The following is a 19140-nucleotide window of genomic DNA, read 5'->3' as shown; positions in this document are numbered from 1 at the left end:
CTAGAAACCCGAAGGTTTCTCGCTCGACTTGCATGTGTTAAGCACGCCGCCAGCGTTCGTCCTGAGCCAGGATCAAACTCTCATAAAAAAGTGTTTGATTAAGCTCATTTCGCTTAATATAAATATTTTAAATCTTATTTCTAAGATTCAAAGAAATTTGCTGGTTTACTTAATTCTTATTCTCTGTTTAATTTTCAAAGATCACTGTGTTGCCGTTAGGCAACTTTTATATAATATCACAAGTTCAAACCCTTTGTCAATACTTTTTTTCAGTATCAATTTCAGTTTGTTGTTTCTTTTTTTTCTCGTTTGTTTCTTGCGACGTGTTCTATAATACCATAATTATTTGCCATAGTTTAATACGCATTCCTCAATTATTCAAATTAAATTGTGTATCCTTTATTTAATTGTATATATTCATTAATTTATTGTAATTGATACACACGGCATAGTATATGAATTGAAAAACAATTTTAACCATAATATTATCCATCTAGATTAAAAAAGCCAGCAATATTAACTACATATTGCTGGCTTTAAATTAATTAATTTTCATTATTTTCTTCTGGATTTACTTTATCAGCATCTATACTTACTATATCTTCTTCCAAAACATCAACTATATCATCATCTAAAATCAATTTTTCGTCTTGAATATCAATCTTAGCCAATGCTACAACTTGTTCATCGTTGCTTTTTCTCATTAATGTTACTCCCATGGCATTTCTGCTAGTAGTTGAAATATCAGATACATTTATTCTAATAACAATGTCATTGCTATTTATAAGCATCATTTCATCTGTATCTTTAACAAGCCTTGCACCAACTAGTTCTCCAGTTTTTTCAGTTACTTTATAGGTTATTACTCCTTTTCCGCCTCTTTTTTGAAGGGAATATTCGCTAACCCGTGTTCTTTTTCCAAAACCATTAGCGCTTATTACAAGAACTTCTTGCTCTGGATCTATAATCTCTAAACTAACAACTATATCGTCACCTCTAAGCCTTATGCCTCTCACACCAGCAGCATTTCTACCAAGTGGTCTTGCATCTTGCTCGTTAAATCTTATAGCATAACCTTGTTTTGTAACAATTAATATTTCACTACTACCTGTGGTCATTCTTACATCAATAAGTTCATCATCATCTTTAAGGTGAATTGCATTAAGTCCACTCTTTCTTATAGATGAGTATTGATCTAATGATGTCTTTTTAATAACACCTTTTTTAGTACCCATTATTAAATAGCTATCCTCATTAAATTCCTTTAATGTTATTATAGCTTGAATCTTATCACCTTGGTTTAACTGAAGAAGGTTTATTAAATTTGTTCCTTTTGCAGTTCTACCTGCCTCTGGAATTTCATATGCTTTTAATCTATAAACTCTCCCTTTATTACTAAAGAATAAAACATGATCATGTGTAGATGTTATAAATATATGTTCTACAAAGTCATCATCTTTTGTAGCAAGTGCTTGTATACCTCTTCCTCCTCTTCTCTGAGAAGTGTAAGTATCAGCTGGTATCCTCTTTATGTATCCTGCGTGCGTAAGTGTTATTACAACATCTTCTTCTGAAATAAGATCTTCTATATCTATCTCATTTTCAACACTTTCAATTACTGATCTTCTTTCATCACCATATTTTGCTTTAATTTCTGTGAGTTCATCTTTTATTATACCTAAAACTATTTGTCTATCACCAAGTATACTTTTTAAATACTCTATATTCTTCATTAATTCTTTTAACTCATCCTCAATCTTATCTCTTTCTAAACCAGTAAGTCTTCGTAATTTCATCTCAACAATGGCTTCTGATTGTATCTCTGAAAGATTAAATTTATCCATCAAACTCTGTTCAGCTTCACGTACTATTTTAGATGACCTTATAATTTTAATAACTTCATCAATATGATCAAGTGCAATTTTAAGACCTTCTAATAGGTGAGCTCTAGCATTTGCTTTTTCTAATTCAAATTGAGTTCTTCTTGTAATAATTTGTTCTTGGAATACAAGATAGTGCTCTAACATCTGTTTTAAATTAAGATATTCAGGTTTCCCATTAACTAGTGCAAGCATTATAATACCAAAACTATCTTGGAGTTTTGTATGCTTATATAGTTGATTTAGTAGCACCTGAGGATTTGCATCCCTCTTAAGCTCAATTACTATCCTCATTCCATCTCTATCAGATTCATCTCTAAGGTCAGATATTCCATTTATTTTTTTATCCTTAACAAGTTCTGCAATATTTTCTATAAGTCTTGCTTTATTAACTTGATATGGCAGTTCAGTTACAATAATCACATGTCTTCCGTTAATTTCTTCAATCTCTGTTTTTGATCTTACAATAACCTTACCTCTGCCTGTTTCATAAGCACTTCTTATACCAGCTTTGCCCATTATACTTGCAGCTGTAGGAAAATCCGGACCTTTTATTTTAGTCATAAGTTCTAGTATTGTTGCTTCGCTATTGTCAATTAGCATAAAGACGGCATCAATGACTTCATTTAGGTTATGAGGTGGTATGTTTGTTGCCATACCAACAGCAATACCTGATGAACCATTGACAAGTAAATTAGGAAATCTTGACGGCATTACAGATGGCTCTTCTTCTTCACCATCAAAATTTGGAACAAAGTCAACTGTATTTTTACCAATATCTCTTATCATTTCAAGTGTTATTTTATTCATCTTAGCTTCTGTATATCTCATTGCAGCCGCTGAATCTCCATCTACAGAACCAAAATTTCCATGTCCATCTACAAGAGGATATCGTAAGTTAAAATCTTGTGCCATTCTAACTAGGGCACCATATACTGATGAATCTCCATGTGGATGATACTTACCAAGAACGTCTCCGACTATTCTTGCACACTTTCTATATCCTTTTTCAGGGCTTAATCCTAGTTCATGCATTGAATATATTATTCTTCTATGAACAGGCTTAAGACCATCTCTTACGTCTGGGAGTGCACGATCTACTATTACACTCATGGCGTAATCTATATAACATTTTTTCATTTCACTACTTAAATCTACTTCTAAAACTTTACCTTCATTTTTATTCATGTGACACACCTCTTTTACTGTGCTTTATAATATTAAACATCTAAATTTTTAACGTTATCAGCATTTTGTTGAATAAATTCTCTACGTGGTTCTACTTTATCACCCATAAGAATGGTGAATATTTCATCTGCTTCCCTAGCATCTTCTACTGTTGCCTTTAAAAGTATACGTCTCTCGGGATCCATAGTTGTCTCCCAAAGCTGTTCAGGATTCATTTCTCCTAGTCCTTTGTACCTCTGAATATTTGTATTATTGTCTTTTCCACCAAGCTCAGCTATAGCATTCGCCAGTTCGTCTTCTGTGTAACAATATATTTCTTTCTTTCCCTTAGCAACCTTAAACAATGGCGGTTGTGCAATAAAAACGTGTCCTTTGTCTACAAGTTCCTTCATGTATCTATAAAAGAATGTCAATAACAGTGTCCTTATGTGAGCACCATCAACATCAGCATCGGTCATTATTATAATTCTATGATATCTTATTTTTTCTAAATTAAAATCCTGACTTATTCCTGCTCCAAAGGCTGTTATCATTGCTCGTATCATTTCAGAGTTTAAAATTTTATCTATTCTCTGCTTTTCAACATTCATTATTTTTCCTCTTAGCGGAAGTATTGCTTGAAACTTTCTATTTCTACCTTGTTTAGCAGAACCTCCGGCAGAATCACCCTCGACAATATAAATTTCACATTCCGATGGATCCTTTGATGAACAATCAGCAAGCTTACCTGGTAATGTTGTACTTTCTAGAACAGATTTTCTTCTTGTAAGTTCCCTTGCCTTTTTAGCAGCTTCTCTAGCTCTTGCTGCAATTAATGACTTATCTATTATCACTTTTCCAAGTTCAGGATCTTCTTCTAAGTAATTACTTATCTTTTCTCCAACAATATTATCTACGATTCCTCTTACTTCACTATTTCCAAGTTTTGTTTTAGTCTGTCCTTCAAATTGTGGATTTGAAAGTTTAATAGATATAACTGCAGTTAAGCCTTCTCTTATATCATCTCCAGATAAATTCTTATCGTTCTCTTTTATAAATCCGAATTTTCTAGCGTAATCATTTAACACTCTAGTTAACGCTGATTTAAACCCAGCAAGATGAGTTCCGCCCTCTACAGTATCTATATTATTAGCAAATGAAAATAAATTTTCCACATAACCATCGTTATATTGCATTGCAATTTCCACTGCATAATCTTCTCTGTGACCTTCAATGTAAATAGGCTCTTTAAATAATGGTTCTTTGTTTCTATTCAGGTATGAAACAAAAGATTTTATACCACCTTCATAGTGAAATAATTCATGTTTATCACTTCGTTCATCAACAAAGTTAATCTTAATACCCTTATTCAAAAATGCCAATTCTCTTATTCTTTGAGACAATGTATCGTATTCAAACTCTATACTTTCAAAAATTTGAACATCCGGTTTGAAATTAATTTGAGTACCATGTTCATCTGTATCACCCAATTTTTCAAATGCACTGGCTGTCTTACCTCTTGCAAAACTTTGCCTCCAAATGTGCCCTTCATTTTTTACTATAACTTCGCATGTTTCAGACAATGCATTAACTACAGATGCTCCAACACCATGAAGTCCACCTGAAACTTTATAGCCTGAACCACCAAATTTTCCACCTGCATGAAGTACTGTCATAATAACTTCAACTGTAGGTATTCCCATTTTATGATGTATGCCTACAGGCATTCCTCGGCCATCATCCGATATTGATACTGAGTTATCCTTATGGATGATGATATTTATATTGTGACAAAAACCTGCAAGCGCTTCATCAATACTGTTGTCTACTATTTCGTAAACAAGATGATGAAGTCCTCTAAGTGACGTACTACCTATATACATTCCTGGTCTTTTTCTTACTGCCTCTAATCCTTCAAGTACTTGAATCTGACTTTCATCATAAATTCCATTATTTTCTGACATTAAAATCCTCCTATCTAAAAAAACTATCTAAGGTTCTAAATAAAACATTTGACTTCTTTTACATAAAGTCGAAGAAGATATTGGAGACAAAAATATCTTACTCTTCTTATCCACTTCTGCTATTACAAATGATTTCGATTTATCTTCTGTAATTCTCTCAACAAAACCATCTTCTTCTGCCATTCTTAAAAACTGACTAGTATCAGAGCTATACATAGTCGTTTCTATATCAAAAATCCCAATAACATCTTTTATTGGCACCACTACATTCTCACCTAAATGCAAAAACATGATAATCCTCCTTATCTTTAATCTTACTCATGATATTTCTCCGTCTTTAACATTAAATATTTTAAAATTGCCCTCTATATATTTTTCTATTTCGTTAATTCCTGTACAGGTAATTATAGTTTGTATTTCACTTATAGATTTTAAGATGTATCTTTGCCTTGAAGTATCAAGCTCTGATAAAACATCATCTAGCAGTAGCACAGGAGTTTCACCTGTAAATTTTTTTAAAATATTTATTGTAGCAAACTTTATTGTAAGAATAGCAGTTCTTTGTTGCCCTTGAGATCCGTAACTTCTTGTATCTATACCATTTATATTTATACCAAGATCATCTTTTTGCGGTCCAGATGATGATCCCCCCCTATCTATATCTCTTTTTCTATTATTTTTGTAAATATTTAATAAATCTTTTTCTATATTTTCAAAATCCTTAACAGCTGTAATATATTTGAATTCTATATTTTCTTTTTGGTTCGTTATATCGCTATGTATAACGCTACCATACCTGTTTAATTCATCTATATAGTCCAATCTATATTTTATTATTGAACTTCCATATTTTGAAAGTTGTACATCATAAACATCTAAAATATCTAAATTAGTATAGCTCCTACTTCGAAGTACTGCATTACGTTCGTCCAAAACCTTATTGTACTGTACTAGGTTATAATAATACCTATCATTTAGCTTAGTTAACTCTATGTCTAGAAATTTTCTTCTGTAACTTGGTGAATCCTTTATAATTTTTAAGTCTTCAGGTGAAAATATAACCGCATTAAAAACACCAAAAAGTTCAGATATTTTTCTTAACTTAATAGAATTTACATTTATTCCTTTTTTACCTTCTTTAAAAATTTTTATTTGGATTTTTTTATCAAGTCTATCTTTACAGACATAGAGACTTATATATGCCTCATTTTTATTCCAAGAAATAAGTTCCTTATCTCTATTAGTACGGTGGGACTTTCCAATACTGCAGTAATATATACTTTCAAGTATATTTGTCTTTCCTTGGGCATTGTCACCAGTGAAAATATTTATACCTCTGTTCATCTCGATACTAAGTTTTTCATAATTTCTAAAATTAATAAGTTCTAATGACCTTATATGCATAATTCACACCTTATATATTATAGCATAAGTTTTTAAACTTATGGAGAAACTAATTTCTTTATACTATCTTATAACTTTCACCATCAAATTCTACTATGTCACCTTTTACCAGTTTCTTACCTCTTTGAATTTCAATTTCACCATTTAGTTTAACATTACCATTTTTAATATAAAACTTAGCATCAGATCCCTGACTTACAATACCTGACCATTTTAAAAAGCCATCAAGTTTTATTATTTCAGTTTCAACTTTTATCTCTTTCATGCAATTCACCCCTCATATTACATTATAACCAATTTTTATTATTTTAACTATTTAATAACCTTACAGGTAATACTAGATAAGTACAATTATCACTTTCCTTATCTTTTACAACACAAGGGCTTACACTGCTAGAAAATTCCATAAACACTTCTTCACCTTCAATTATTTTTAGTAAATCAATCATGTATTTTGCGTTAAATGCAATTTCTAAAGGCTGACCTTGCAAATTTATATTTAATTCTTCTCTTACGTTTCCCAATTGAGAATTGGAAGTGAGAATCATGTATTCATCCTTAATATCAAACTTTATAAGATTGGTGTTTCCTTCCTTTGCTACAAGGGATGCTCGTTCTATACAACTTAAAATTTCGCCTTTATTTACAGTGATTTTTAAATTGTATTCTTCGGGAATTATTGCTGTATATTTTATGAATTCTCCCTCAAGTAGTCTAGATATTATCTTTGTTTCTCCAAGTGTTATAAGAATGTGATTTGTTGTGAAAGTAATATTCACATCACCTTCATCTTCTAAAATTTTAACAACTTCATTTAAAGTTTTTGCCGGAATTACTGCTTTTACAGCACTTTCAGTGTCTATATCTATATATTCACTTTTTAGAGCCAATCTATATCCATCTAATGCAACTAAGTTTATTTTTTTATCTTTTATTTCAAACAAGACACCTGTTAGTATTGGTCTTGATTCATCTTGTGCCACTGCAAAGATTGTTCCTTTTATCATATTCTTCAATAATTTTTGTTCTATAGAAAAAATATTGTTCTCATCAATAGTCGGAAGCGTTGGAAAATCATCTGCGCTCATATGAACTAAATTAAATTTGGTTTTTTCACATATTATCTCAATAGAGCTATCTGTAGTTGAGCTTAGTTCTATTTCGTTATTAGGTAATTTTCTTACAATGTCACCAAAAAGTCTAGCGTCTACGACTATTTTTCCACTTTCTATTACTTTTGCATCTATTGTAGTTTCGATACTTAAATCTATATCTGAACCTATTATTGTTATTTTTCCATCTGAAGCTTCTAGTAGCAATCCTTGAAGTATAGGCATAGCTGATTTTCCAGTGACTGCTTTTTGTGCTACTGAAATGGCTTCTTGTAATATTGATTTTTTACATATAAATTTCATGTAAGAGCCTCCTTTATTAACATTAATTATAGTGGTTTATTTAGAGTAGATATGATAATAAATATAATAGTAGTAGTAGTAGGGGCTGTTGATATGTGGATAACATCAAAAAACCCATATACTGCGTAATTTTAGCCAAAAATAATTGTGGATAAGTAAACTGCAAAAAAAACGAGTTATCCACACTGTTAACAACTAAATTAAATATACTTTTTATCCACAGGGTTAAAATGATTTATTATAAACAATTGTTATTACTTTTGATTTATCTTTTTAGTAATTTCACTAATTGCATTTTTTAATGAATCATCTTTTTTTAAACACTCAGATATTTTTTCATATCCATGAATGACAGTGGTATGGTCTCTACCACCAAATTCCTCACCTATTTTAGGTAAAGACATATCAGTTAATTTTCGTGATAAGTACATGGCTATTTGCCTAGGATAGGCTATATTTCGAGTACGTCTAGGAGATTTAAAATCTTCAATTCGAAGGTTATAGTAATTAGCAACAATATCTTGTATTAGTTCTATTGTTACTTGCCTTGATTGCCTGTTTGAAATTATGTCTTTTAAAGCTTCAGACGCCAGATCTATACTTATTTCTCTATTAGTTAGAGAAGAAAAAGCAACTATCCTTATCAAAGCACCTTCTAATTCTCGTATGTTAGATTTAATTTTGGTAGCGATATAGACCATTACCTCATTTGGTATGTTTATTGTCTCTACATCTGCTTTTTTCTTTAAAATAGCAATTCTTGTTTCAAAATCAGGTGCTTGAATATCTGCGATAAGTCCCCATTCAAAACGTGATCTTAATCTGTCTTCAAGGGTTGGTATCTCTTTTGGGGGTCTATCACTTGAAAGTATAATTTGTTTGTTATTTTCATGAAGTGCATTAAAGGTATGGAAAAATTCTTCTTGAGTACGTTCTTTTCCACCAATAAACTGAACATCGTCTATAAGAAGTACATCTATATTTCTATACTTAGTTCTAAATTCTTCATTTTTATCATCTTTTATAGAGTTAATAAGTTCATTAGTAAATTTTTCGGATGAAACATATACAACTTTTGCTTTTGGATTATTTTGCAGTATATAATGTCCAATAGCATGCATTAGATGTGTTTTACCAAGTCCAACTCCTCCATATATGAATAATGGATTGTATGCTTTAGCAGGTGCTTCTGCAACAGCCAAGCAAGCAGCATGAGCAAAACGATTACTATTGCCTATAACAAAAGAATCAAATTTGTATTTTGGGTTTAGCATTGTAGGCATATCGTCATTATTGTCTGATAAATTGCTTTCATCTCCATTATGTTCATCTACTTCTGCTGTTTCTTCAGATAGTATATTAAAAATCAGAGAATACTTTTTTGTTGTGATTAATTTTACGGCGTTAGAAAGTAAATCTTTATATCTACTTTCTAGTATTTCCTTAGTAAACTGATTGGGGACACCAAGTCTTATGTAATTGTTATCTATAGATAAAGGAGATATACTTTTTATCCAAGTATTAAAACTAACTTCAGTAAGCTCTCCTTTTATTATGTTTAAGGTTTTTTCCCATATTTCATTTAATTGGGTGCCCATGTTTTATCCTCCAGTGAAAAAAAATTTTTGTTGAAAATAAAAAAGTTATTAACAATGATATCAACAAATTTAGTGTATATATCTTAGGTTGTTGACAAACTAAGCAAAAGTTATTCACATGTTTATAATATTGTTGATAGAAATATTATAATAAAATTATCCACAATATTTTAAATATATATATTAACAGGGTAAAATCGTATCAAAACAGAGTATTTTTGATAGAAAACAAGATAATTGATGGTTTATACTCATTAATTAAACAAGTTATGCACAAATTTGTCCACAGTCTGTGTATAACTTTTTATTATTATAATTATTAACAACCCTTTTTATAATAGCAAAACATAAACATCTATTCAAGAAGTTATCCACAAATAAAATTTTTTTACTTTTATATTTATCAACAAAGGGCTTTATATTGACATTAATATAAGGTGAATATATAATATAAAAGTAAAACTAAAATTAAGTTAGTAAGTAAATTGCTATATAAAAAATTGATTAGCATAAAGGAGGTGCATGCAATATGTTTATGACTTATCAACCAAAAAAGAAACAAAGGTCAAGAGAACATGGCTTTAGAAAAAGAATGAGCACACCACAAGGAAGAAATATTCTTAGTAAAAGAAGATTTAAAGGAAGAAAGAAATTGACAGCATAGAGGCCGCTTTTGTGGCCTTTTTCCATAATTGCAGAGAAAAGGAGCAACAGAATTTATATGAAAGAAGACAAAATAAGAAAGAATTCAGAGTTCAGAATAGTCTATAGAAAAGGAAAATCTTTCTCTAATAAACTTCTTGTATTATATGTATTTAAAAATTTCAAGAATAAGGATATCAATAGAGTTGGAATATCTGTAAGTAAAAAAGTTGGAAAAAGTGTAGTGAGAAGTAGAGTTAAGAGATTAATAATAGAAAGCTATAGATTGAACAAAGAATCATTTAAAAAAAGTTATGATTTCGTATTTATTGCTCGATTTGCTTGTAATGATAAAGGATACAGTGAGGTTGAAACTTCTATGAACAATCTGTTTAGGAAAGCAGGTTTGTATTTTGATGAAAATAATGCTAATAAAATTAATAAAATTTTATAGAAAATATATATCAGTTTTGAAAAGACCAAGTTGCAGATTTTATCCCACCTGTTCCCAATATGCAATTGAAGCAATAGAAAAATATGGTGCAGTAAAGGGTAGTTTTATGGCAATTTGGAGAATCTTTAGGTGTAACCCTTTTAATAAAGGCGGATATGATCCGGTTAAATAAAATATAGGAGGATATAATATTGAAAATCCCTTTCTTAAATAATATGTTCATTAGCTTTTTTAACGCTATAAATAATGGTATTTTAGGTATTGTACCCAATAAAAATATCTCATATGGGTTATCAATAATCATTCTTACAATTATAATAAGGATGATACTATTTCCGTTCAACTATAAACAGTTAAAATCTTCGTTTCTAATGACAAGAATTGCCCCAGAGGTAAAAAAAATTCAGACTAAGTATAAGAGTGACCCAAAAAAGCTTCAGGAAGAAACTTCGAAGTTATATAAAGAAAAAGGGGTTAATCCTTTCGGAGGATGTTTACCACTTATACTCCAATATCCTATATTGATTGCATTATATTTCGTATTCTCCACATTAGCAGGCATTAAAGGCGTTGGATTTTTATGGATTCATGATTTGTCTAAGATTGCCAGTTTTAAAGATTGGACATCATTAATATTGCCTATTTTTTCTGGTGTAACTACATATGTTTCTGGAATGCTTATGACAGCAAACAATGCGGATAAAGCTCAAGCAAAGCAATCACAAAGCATGAATTTAATTATGTCCGGAGTATTTTTATTTATGAGTATGAGATTCAATGCTGCACTAGTTCTTTATTGGACCATAGGTAATTTAATACAAATGGTGCAAACAAGAATTGTTATGCTTATGCTTTCTAGGAAAATGGACGATGAAGATGATGATAATAGTAATAATAATAAAACTATTGGGGATGCAGATTCTTCAGAAAACAAAACAAATAAGAAGGATAAATACAAAAAGAGAATATCTAATAATAACTAGATTTAACCTGCAAAGGGGGTGTCTTACGTTATGAAATGTATGGAATTTGTAGGCAAAACTATTGATGAAGCAAAAAAGAATGCACTTAGTGAACTTGGTGTTGATGAAAATAGGGTTCAAATTCAAGTTATTGATGAAGGTAGTAAAGGAATTTTAAGTTTTATAAGAAAAAGACCTGCCAAAATATCAGTAACGGTAAGTAAAGATTATTGTGAAGAGGCAAGAGCCTTTTTATCAAGTATTCTTGAAAATATGAAAATAGAAGCAGAAATAGACATAAATGAAAATAACAATGTACTTAAAATTGAACTTAAAGGTTCTAGTATGGGTATTTTAATTGGATATAGGGGTGAGACTTTAGATTCTATTCAATATCTTGTTAATTTAGTTGTAAATAAAGGTCAAGATGGACAATATAAAAGAGTTGTACTTGATGCTGAAAACTATAGAGATAAAAGAGAAGAAACATTAAAAAGATTAGCAGTGAGGATGTCTCATAGAGTTGAAAAAACAGGTAAACTTATGAGACTGGAGCCTATGAACCCTTATGAAAGAAGAATAATTCATTCAGCACTACAAAGTGATAAATACGTTAGAACCTACAGTGAAGGTGACGAACCTCGTAGATATGTAGTAATTGATTTAAAGAAAGCCTAATGGCTTTCTTTTTACTTGTTATGAGATTAAAATGAAAAGAGGAGGGAGTTGGTAAGAATTTCTTACCATAAATAATATGAAAGAATTTGATACTATAGCAGCAATAGCCACTGCAATAGGGGAAAGTGGAGTTTCAATAATAAGAGTTTCCGGAAGTAATTCATTAGAGATTGTAAATAAAATTTTTAGGGCCAAAAACGGAGAAAATATTTTGGATATAAAACCATATAGTATGCGTTATGGAAATTTAATAGATTCAAATAACGGTAGTATTATTGATGAAGTAATAATTAGTTTTATGAAAGGTCCCAAAAGTTTCACTGCTGAAGATACTGTTGAGGTTAATTGCCATGGTGGAATCTTTGTTACAAGTAGAATATTAGAAGAAATTTTAAAATGTGGAGCTAGAATTGCCGAGGCAGGTGAATTTACTAAGAGAGCATTTTTAAATGGAAGAATAGATCTTAGTGAGGCAGAGGCAGTAATGGATATAATAACAGCAAAAACAGAAGCAAGTATGAAAGCTGCTGTTATGCAAGCAGAAGGTAGGGTGTCCAAAGAGATAAATATTCTGAGGGATGAACTATTGGAAATCATTGCTCATATAGAGGCCACTGTTGATTATCCCGAGGATGATTTAGAAGAAATGACATCTGAAAAGACTACAGCGGTACTTGAAGTCGTTTTAGATAAAATCACAAAACTTATTTTAACTGCAGATGAAGGTAAAATATTGAGAGAAGGCCTAAAAACTGCAATTGTTGGTAAGCCTAATGTTGGAAAGTCTTCACTCTTAAATGTATTATTAGAAGAAAATCGAGCAATTGTCACAGATGTTGCAGGAACAACAAGAGACGTTATTGAAGAATATATAAATATTGATGGTATACCAATAAATATAATGGATACTGCAGGAATACGTGAAACAGAGGATATAATAGAAAAAATTGGCGTTGAAAAGTCAAAACAAAAGATAGAAGAAGCTGATTTAATAGTATTCATGTTGGATTCCAGCTCCGCTTTAGATGAAAAAGATTTAGAGATAATTGAGTATATAAAGAATAAAAAGTATATTGTTTTATTAAACAAAATAGATTTACCTAGAAAAATAGACGAAAAGAGTATAAAAGATATTAATCCTGAATTTATAATTGAAATTTCAGCGAAAAATGCTCTTGGTATAGTTGAATTAAAAAACAAAATAAAAAATCTATTTTTTAAAGGCGATATTAAATTAAATGATTATATTATTACCAATACTAGGCATAAAGCTGCATTAATAAAAGCAAAAAATAGTCTAATTGATTCATTAACAGCACTAAAAAACACACAAGCAATTGATTTAGCTTCAATAGACGTAAGAAATGCTTGGTACGCTTTAGGTGAGGTTACTGGAGATACATTAGAAGAAGATCTCATTGATAAAATATTCAAAAATTTTTGTTTAGGGAAGTAGGTGAATGTTATGATTAAATATGATAGTGATAGTTTTGATGTAATAGTAATTGGGGCTGGACATGCGGGATGCGAGTCAGCACTTGCATCAGCTAGAATGGGAGCAAAAACGTTAGTATGCACAATGAATTTAGATAGTATAGCAATGATGCCTTGTAATCCCAATGTAGGAGGAACTGCCAAAGGACATTTGGTTAGGGAAATTGATGCATTGGGTGGAGAAATGGGTGTAAATATTGATCATACCTTTACCCAATCAAAGATGCTTAATTTATCAAAAGGACCAGCAGTTCATTCTTTAAGAGCACAAGCGGATAAAAAAAGATACTCAGAAAGAATGAAATATGTGCTAGAAAATCAAGAAAATTTATATATAAAACAGATAGAAGTTATTAGTATTGATATGGATGGTGAAAAAGTCAAAGGGGTTCTTACTAAAAATGGCGCTTATTTTCATGCTAAAGCTGTTGTTTTAGCCACGGGAACATATCTTAAAGCAAGAATAATCATTGGAGAAGTAAATTATAGTGGCGGACCTAGCGGACTGTTTCCGGCAAATGAATTATCACAAAGCCTTATAGATGCAGGTATAGAGCTTAGGCGTTTTAAGACAGGTACTCCAGCTAGAGTAAATAAAAGGTCAGTGGATTTTTCAAAGATGATAGAGCAGCCAGGGGATGAAGTACTTACGCCATTTTCATTTATAAGCGAAAAGATAGAAAGGGAACAAGTACTTTGTTATCTAACTTATACTAATGAGGAGACTCATAATGTAATTAGAGAAAATATAGACAGGTCACCATTGTATAATGGAACCCTTAAAAGTATTGGACCAAGATATTGTCCGTCTATTGAAGATAAAGTTATGAGATTTCCAGATAAAAATCAGCATCAAATATTTATTGAACCAGAGGGCGAAAATACCAATGAAATGTACGTTGGAGGAATGTCTAGTTCTCTTCCTGAGGAAGTTCAATTAAAGATGCTTAGAACGGTAACTGGACTTGAGAATGCGGAAATACTAAGAACTGCATATGCTATTGAATATGATTGCATTGATCCCATTCAATTAAAGTTGTCTCTAGAATTCAAAAAAATACAAGGATTATTTGGTGCGGGGCAATTAAATGGAAGTTCAGGGTATGAGGAAGCTGCAAGCCAAGGTCTTATGGCAGGAATTAATGCGGCATTAAAGGTAATGAATAAAGAACCTCTAGTGTTAAGCAGATCAGATGCTTATATTGGTGTGTTAATTGATGATTTAGTGACTAAAGGTACAAATGAACCTTATAGAATGATGACGTCTCGTGCAGAGTATAGGCTTCTACTTAGACAGGATAATGCTGATTTAAGGTTAACTGATATGGGTAGAAAAGTTGGATTAGTTACTGACCTAAGATACAATAGTTTCACGAGTAGAAAAAAAGCTATTGAAGATGAAATATATAGATTAAAGAAGCTTCAAATTACTAACAAAGTTGAAGTGAATGATTTCCTTGTTACTTTGGACTCAACACCATTAAAAAAACCGGTTAGCTTATACGAACTTATAAAAAGACCTGAGCTTAACTATAATATTTTAGAAGGTTTAGATAAAGAAAGACCGGATTTATTAAAGCACATAACTGATGAAGTTGAAATTATGACTAAGTACGAGGGATATATTTCTAAGCAAATTGAGCAGGTGGGTCAGTTCAAAAAATTTGAAAGTAGAGTCATACCTGATGATATAGACTTTAATATGGTTAGAGGCTTAAGAGTAGAAGCAATTCAGAAGATGGATAAATTGAGACCGGCTAATTTAGGTCAGGCATCACGAATTTCAGGAGTTTCACCTGCAGATATATCAGTTTTAATGATATATTTAGAGCAATACTTCAGAACAGCATAATAATATACATTAATGCAAACAAATATCAATAAATAGCAATAATATAACTTAAAGGAGGAAAAATGATATATTTTGATGCAATGAGCAAGGCATGTGAAAAAGTAGGGTTAACCTTTGATGAAAATAAATACAATAAATTTATTAAATATAAAGAAATGATACAGGAATGGAATAAAAAAATTAATCTTACAGCTATAACAGATGATTCGGAGATAATCCAAAAACATTTTATTGATTCTATAAAATCCTTTAATTTTAAATTTTTAAAAGATGCAAAGAATATTATTGATGTGGGTACAGGTGCTGGATTTCCTGGCATACCAATAAAAATAGTTAATAGTGGCAAGGAAGTTGTACTTCTTGATTCATTAAATAAAAGAATAAACTTTCTTAATGAAGTGATAAATGAACTAGATTTGAAGGATATTAAGGCAATTCACGGTAGAGCAGAAGATTTTGCTAAAGATAAAGAGTATAGAGAAAAATTTGATATAGCAACCTCAAGGGCTGTGGCTAATATGACAGTATTAAGTGAGTTTTGTATGCCATATGTAAAAGTTGGAGGATATTTTTTGGCTCTTAAAGGTCCAAGTATTGAACAGGAGCTTAAAGATTCAAAAAATGCTATAGGTACTTTAGGCGGTAGAATACAAGAAGTTATAAAAGTAGATATGGAAGATAGTGAAATGAATCATAATTTAGTTATAATAAAGAAGATGAAATCAACAGATATAAAATATCCAAGAAAAGCTGGTATGGTTACAAAAAAACCATTGAAATAAATAAGTTTATTAAATTATTGTTAAAAAGAAGGATTTTATCATTTAATGAAGAAAAATATAGGTTAGGGCATCTTGAAAAAATAACTAGTAAGTATTCTAAGTTATTCCATTTCACCTGCCTAATGAAATATATATGAGGGATGGTTTCTACTATGATTAGTGAGGATATACTATATATACCAACAGATTGTGTTTATGCTAATGCGTATCAGCCAAGAAAGTTTTTTGATGAAGGAGCACTTAATGAGCTAGCGCAATCAATAAAAAATTATGGTATAATACAACCATTATCAGTTAGAAAAGACATTGAGGGAAAATATGAACTTGTGGCTGGTGAAAGAAGACTAAGAGCAGCAAAAATTGCTGGGTTGAAATCTGTTCCAGCGATAGTGGTAGATATTTCTGACAAGGACTCAGCTGCTATTGCGCTTCTTGAGAATCTTCAAAGGGAAGATTTAAATTTTATAGAAGAGGCAGAGGCTTATTACAATCTTATTAAAGAGCATGGATATACCCAGGAAAAGCTTGCATTAAGTATTGGTAAAAAGCAATCAACAGTAGCAAATAAGATAAGGGTATTGAAACTTGATAGTGAACTTAGAAAATTTATCTTGAAAAATGCATTAACTGAGAGACATGCTAGAGCATTATTGAAATTGCCCAATTTAAGGCTACAGAAAAAAGTCTTAAAATTAATAATAAAGCAGGAATTAAACGTTAAAAAGACTGAAGAATTAGTTGAAAGAGAATTATTTAAAATTGCTAACGTAGATATAGCATCAGATGGAACGAAACGAATAAAAGGAATTTTTAGTCCTAAAATTTATATTAATACAATTAAACAGGTATTTGATAAGTATGGAATAGATGCTAACTATAGATCACGTGAATTAGAAGAATTTATTGAAGTTACAATTAAGATACCTAAAAAAAATGTTTCACGTGGAACAAAGAAAAAATAGACTCACATTTTATGTGAGTCTATTTTTTATGAAAATTCATATATTTGTAGCTAAAGTTATGAAAAATCAAAGTTTATTATAAATGTTTTGTAAAATCTATTTATAAAGTTTAAGTATCATATTATAATGATAATGTGAAATAATAAAATTTTGTTGTATTATTTTATATTATATCTGCTAAAATAAGATAGACATTAATGGAAAGAGGTGAAATTAAATGAAAGTAGTGAGCATATTCAATCAAAAAGGTGGGGTTGGTAAAACTACAACCAACATAAATCTATGTTCATATTTAGCAATGCAAGGTTATAAAATATTGACTATAGACATTGATCCTCAAGGAAACACAACAAGTGGATTAGGATTTGATAAAACAACAATACAAGAATCAATGTATGATGTTATTACCACAGATCAAAAATTACAGGATATTATAATTAAATCAGAAATTATTGATAATTTCTTTATAGCTCCATCAACTTTAGAACTAGCGGGAGCAGAAGTTGAAATAATTGATATTAAAAATAGAGAATCTATATTAAAAGATAAGATTAAAGAAGTTGAAAATGAATATGATTATATATTTATAGACTGTCCACCATCTCTTGGGCTTTTAACAATTAATGCGTTATGTGCATCAGATAGTGTGTTGATTCCAATACAAGCTGAATTTTATGCATTAGAAGGGGTTGGACAGCTTATTAATACAATTCATTTAGTTAATAAATCATTAAATAAAAACCTTGCTGTAGAGGGAGTAGTCCTAACTATGTATAGTAACAGAACAAAACTTTCAAACGAGGTTTATAATGAGGTAAATAAATACTTTGGTGAAAAAATTTATAAAACCACTATTCCAAGAAACATTAGGCTTGCGGAAGCACCGAGTTTTGGATTACCAATTTTGCTTTATGATGAGAAATGTAAGGGTGCGGAGTGCTACAGAGAGCTAGCTGAAGAGTTTTTAATGAGACAAAAGAGGTGATTAAAGTATGAATAAAAAAGGTGGATTAGGTAGAGGTCTTGGAGCATTAATCAATCAAAATAATGTGGAGGAAGCTAGAAATAGTAGTGTGAATCTCATATCAATTAATTTGATTAAAGCAAACACAGACCAGCCAAGAAAAAATTTTGATGATGAAAAAATAAAAAATTTAGCTGAATCAATCAAGGAACATGGAATTATTCAACCTCTTGTTTTAATGAAAAAGGATGATAATTATGTAATTGTCGCTGGAGAAAGGCGATGGAGAGCTGCAAAGAGCATTGGGCTTTCTGATATACCTGCAGTAATAATGGAATTAACAGATAAAGAACTGCTTGAAGTTTCATTAATAGAAAATATCCAAAGAGAGGATTTAAATCCAATTGAAGAGGCTTTAGCATATAAAAAACTACTTGGAGAATTTAATCTAACTCAAGAGGAGTTAGGGAAAAAAGTGGGGAAATCAAGAACTGTAATCACAAATTGTATTAGATTATTAAATTTAGATGGAAGAGTTCAAGCGTATTTAATGGATGGTATAATTTCAGAAGGACATGCTAGAACAATTTTAGGAATTGATGATAATGAGCTTCAATATAAGTTAGCACAGCAAATAATAGATGAAAGCCTTAGTGTAAGGGAAACAGAGAAACTAATTAAAAGATTACAAGAAAAAAAAGAAGACGTAATTAAAGAAGATGTGGATGAAAAATTTGCAGGATATATAAGGGATATACGTGATAGATTAGAAGGAGTATTTGGTACGAAGGTAAATTTGAAAAGTAAAAATAACAAAGGAAAAATCGAAATAGAATATTACTCCAATGATGATTTGCAAAGAATACTTGAAATACTAAAATTGTAAATGTTTCACGTGGAACATAGCGTAATTATGAAAGGA

The 19140-nt window shown here is 30.6% G+C and carries 18 protein-coding genes and 1 rRNA gene; 11 read left to right on the top strand and 8 right to left on the bottom strand.

The window, feature by feature from the left end:
- The 8 genes from BR66_RS0113510 to dnaA form a co-directional block, all read right to left on the bottom strand.
- Positions 1-88 (bottom strand): 16S ribosomal RNA (locus BR66_RS0113510); the annotation flags it as partial.
- Positions 89-545: 457 nt separating this feature from the next.
- On the bottom strand, positions 546-3068 hold the full coding sequence (gene gyrA, locus BR66_RS0113505) for a DNA gyrase subunit A (RefSeq protein WP_026883408.1): 2523 nt from the start codon (positions 3066-3068) through the stop codon (positions 546-548).
- A 32-nt stretch (positions 3069-3100) separates the two neighbouring features.
- A complete protein-coding gene (gyrB, locus tag BR66_RS0113500) occupies positions 3101-5011 on the bottom strand; it encodes a DNA topoisomerase (ATP-hydrolyzing) subunit B (protein WP_026883407.1) in 1911 nt (636 codons plus the stop codon).
- A 27-nt stretch (positions 5012-5038) separates the two neighbouring features.
- Complete coding sequence (remB, locus tag BR66_RS0113495) at positions 5039-5302, bottom strand: extracellular matrix regulator RemB (protein WP_026883406.1); 264 nt, start codon at positions 5300-5302, stop codon at positions 5039-5041.
- A gap of 27 nt (positions 5303-5329) precedes the next feature.
- Positions 5330-6415, bottom strand: coding sequence for a DNA replication/repair protein RecF (gene recF, locus BR66_RS0113490; protein ID WP_026883405.1), 1086 nt, complete (start codon positions 6413-6415; stop codon positions 5330-5332).
- 58 nt (positions 6416-6473) lie between these two features.
- A complete protein-coding gene (locus tag BR66_RS0113485) occupies positions 6474-6680 on the bottom strand; it encodes an RNA-binding S4 domain-containing protein (protein WP_026883404.1) in 207 nt (68 codons plus the stop codon).
- Between the two features lie 43 nt (positions 6681-6723).
- The gene (dnaN, locus tag BR66_RS0113480) at positions 6724-7830 is read right to left on the bottom strand and encodes a DNA polymerase III subunit beta (RefSeq protein ID WP_026883403.1); all 1107 of its coding nucleotides are present in this window, start codon (positions 7828-7830) and stop codon (positions 6724-6726) included.
- Between the two features lie 254 nt (positions 7831-8084).
- Positions 8085-9428 (bottom strand): chromosomal replication initiator protein DnaA, encoded by a 1344-nt coding sequence (dnaA, locus tag BR66_RS0113475; RefSeq protein WP_026883402.1) that lies wholly within the window; start codon positions 9426-9428, stop codon positions 8085-8087.
- A 529-nt stretch (positions 9429-9957) separates the two neighbouring features.
- Here dnaA and rpmH point away from each other — a divergent pair.
- The 11 genes from rpmH (at position 9958) to BR66_RS0113420 (ending at position 19104) form a co-directional block, all read left to right on the top strand.
- A complete protein-coding gene (gene rpmH, locus BR66_RS0113470; RefSeq protein WP_026883401.1) occupies positions 9958-10092 on the top strand; it encodes a 50S ribosomal protein L34 in 135 nt (44 codons plus the stop codon).
- Positions 10093-10149: 57 nt separating this feature from the next.
- Complete coding sequence (rnpA, locus tag BR66_RS0113465) at positions 10150-10524, top strand: ribonuclease P protein component (RefSeq protein WP_026883400.1); 375 nt, start codon at positions 10150-10152, stop codon at positions 10522-10524.
- Complete coding sequence (gene yidD, locus BR66_RS0113460; protein WP_026883399.1) at positions 10487-10696, top strand: membrane protein insertion efficiency factor YidD; 210 nt, start codon at positions 10487-10489, stop codon at positions 10694-10696. Before rnpA ends, yidD begins: the two co-directional genes overlap by 38 nt.
- Positions 10697-10712: 16 nt before the next feature.
- Positions 10713-11507 (top strand): membrane protein insertase YidC, encoded by a 795-nt coding sequence (gene yidC, locus BR66_RS0113455; protein WP_026883398.1) that lies wholly within the window; start codon positions 10713-10715, stop codon positions 11505-11507.
- A gap of 30 nt (positions 11508-11537) precedes the next feature.
- A complete protein-coding gene (gene jag, locus BR66_RS0113450) occupies positions 11538-12164 on the top strand; it encodes an RNA-binding cell elongation regulator Jag/EloR (RefSeq protein ID WP_026883397.1) in 627 nt (208 codons plus the stop codon).
- 76 nt (positions 12165-12240) lie between these two features.
- Complete coding sequence (gene mnmE, locus BR66_RS0113445; protein WP_026883396.1) at positions 12241-13620, top strand: tRNA uridine-5-carboxymethylaminomethyl(34) synthesis GTPase MnmE; 1380 nt, start codon at positions 12241-12243, stop codon at positions 13618-13620.
- Between the two features lie 9 nt (positions 13621-13629).
- Positions 13630-15510 carry a tRNA uridine-5-carboxymethylaminomethyl(34) synthesis enzyme MnmG gene (mnmG, locus tag BR66_RS0113440; protein ID WP_084156520.1) on the top strand — a complete coding sequence of 627 codons (1881 nt, stop codon included), beginning with the start codon at positions 13630-13632 and terminating at the stop codon, positions 15508-15510.
- Between the two features lie 62 nt (positions 15511-15572).
- On the top strand, positions 15573-16292 hold the full coding sequence (rsmG, locus tag BR66_RS0113435) for a 16S rRNA (guanine(527)-N(7))-methyltransferase RsmG (protein ID WP_026883394.1): 720 nt from the start codon (positions 15573-15575) through the stop codon (positions 16290-16292).
- Positions 16293-16447: 155 nt separating this feature from the next.
- Positions 16448-17254: a ParB/RepB/Spo0J family partition protein gene (locus tag BR66_RS0113430; RefSeq protein ID WP_026883393.1), complete on the top strand. Its 807-nt coding sequence runs from the start codon at positions 16448-16450 to the stop codon at positions 17252-17254.
- Positions 17255-17471: 217 nt separating this feature from the next.
- Positions 17472-18239 carry a ParA family protein gene (locus tag BR66_RS0113425; RefSeq protein WP_026883392.1) on the top strand — a complete coding sequence of 256 codons (768 nt, stop codon included), beginning with the start codon at positions 17472-17474 and terminating at the stop codon, positions 18237-18239.
- A gap of 7 nt (positions 18240-18246) precedes the next feature.
- Positions 18247-19104 carry a ParB/RepB/Spo0J family partition protein gene (locus BR66_RS0113420; RefSeq protein ID WP_026883391.1) on the top strand — a complete coding sequence of 286 codons (858 nt, stop codon included), beginning with the start codon at positions 18247-18249 and terminating at the stop codon, positions 19102-19104.
- Positions 19105-19140 lie beyond the last annotated feature (36 nt).

Origin of the sequence: Clostridium akagii DSM 12554, from assembly GCF_000686725.1 — a bacterium.
Lineage (GTDB): Bacteria > Bacillota > Clostridia > Clostridiales > Clostridiaceae > Clostridium_I > Clostridium_I akagii.
The sequence above is the reverse complement of the archived record's forward strand: the minus strand, read 5'-3'. Positions and strand labels throughout refer to the sequence as shown.

Excerpts from the sequence above, each read along its gene's own strand:
- rpmH (WP_026883401.1), top strand. The coding sequence starts at position 9,958 with ATGTTTATGACTTATCAACCAAAAAAGAAACAAAGGTCAAGAGAACAT.
- rnpA (WP_026883400.1), top strand. The coding sequence starts at position 10,150 with ATGAAAGAAGACAAAATAAGAAAGAATTCAGAGTTCAGAATAGTCTAT.
- dnaN (WP_026883403.1), bottom strand. The coding sequence starts at position 7,830 with ATGAAATTTATATGTAAAAAATCAATATTACAAGAAGCCATTTCAGTA.
- mnmE (WP_026883396.1), top strand. The coding sequence starts at position 12,241 with ATGAAAGAATTTGATACTATAGCAGCAATAGCCACTGCAATAGGGGAA.
- yidD (WP_026883399.1), top strand. The coding sequence starts at position 10,487 with ATGAAAATAATGCTAATAAAATTAATAAAATTTTATAGAAAATATATA.
- remB (WP_026883406.1), bottom strand. The coding sequence starts at position 5,302 with ATGTTTTTGCATTTAGGTGAGAATGTAGTGGTGCCAATAAAAGATGTT.
- dnaA (WP_026883402.1), bottom strand. The coding sequence starts at position 9,428 with ATGGGCACCCAATTAAATGAAATATGGGAAAAAACCTTAAACATAATA.
- BR66_RS0113425 (WP_026883392.1), top strand. The coding sequence starts at position 17,472 with ATGAAAGTAGTGAGCATATTCAATCAAAAAGGTGGGGTTGGTAAAACT.
- rsmG (WP_026883394.1), top strand. The coding sequence starts at position 15,573 with ATGATATATTTTGATGCAATGAGCAAGGCATGTGAAAAAGTAGGGTTA.
- gyrA (WP_026883408.1), bottom strand. The coding sequence starts at position 3,068 with ATGAATAAAAATGAAGGTAAAGTTTTAGAAGTAGATTTAAGTAGTGAA.
- mnmG (WP_084156520.1), top strand. The coding sequence starts at position 13,630 with ATGATTAAATATGATAGTGATAGTTTTGATGTAATAGTAATTGGGGCT.
- recF (WP_026883405.1), bottom strand. The coding sequence starts at position 6,415 with ATGCATATAAGGTCATTAGAACTTATTAATTTTAGAAATTATGAAAAA.
- gyrB (WP_026883407.1), bottom strand. The coding sequence starts at position 5,011 with ATGTCAGAAAATAATGGAATTTATGATGAAAGTCAGATTCAAGTACTT.
- jag (WP_026883397.1), top strand. The coding sequence starts at position 11,538 with ATGAAATGTATGGAATTTGTAGGCAAAACTATTGATGAAGCAAAAAAG.
- BR66_RS0113485 (WP_026883404.1), bottom strand. The coding sequence starts at position 6,680 with ATGAAAGAGATAAAAGTTGAAACTGAAATAATAAAACTTGATGGCTTT.
- BR66_RS0113420 (WP_026883391.1), top strand. The coding sequence starts at position 18,247 with ATGAATAAAAAAGGTGGATTAGGTAGAGGTCTTGGAGCATTAATCAAT.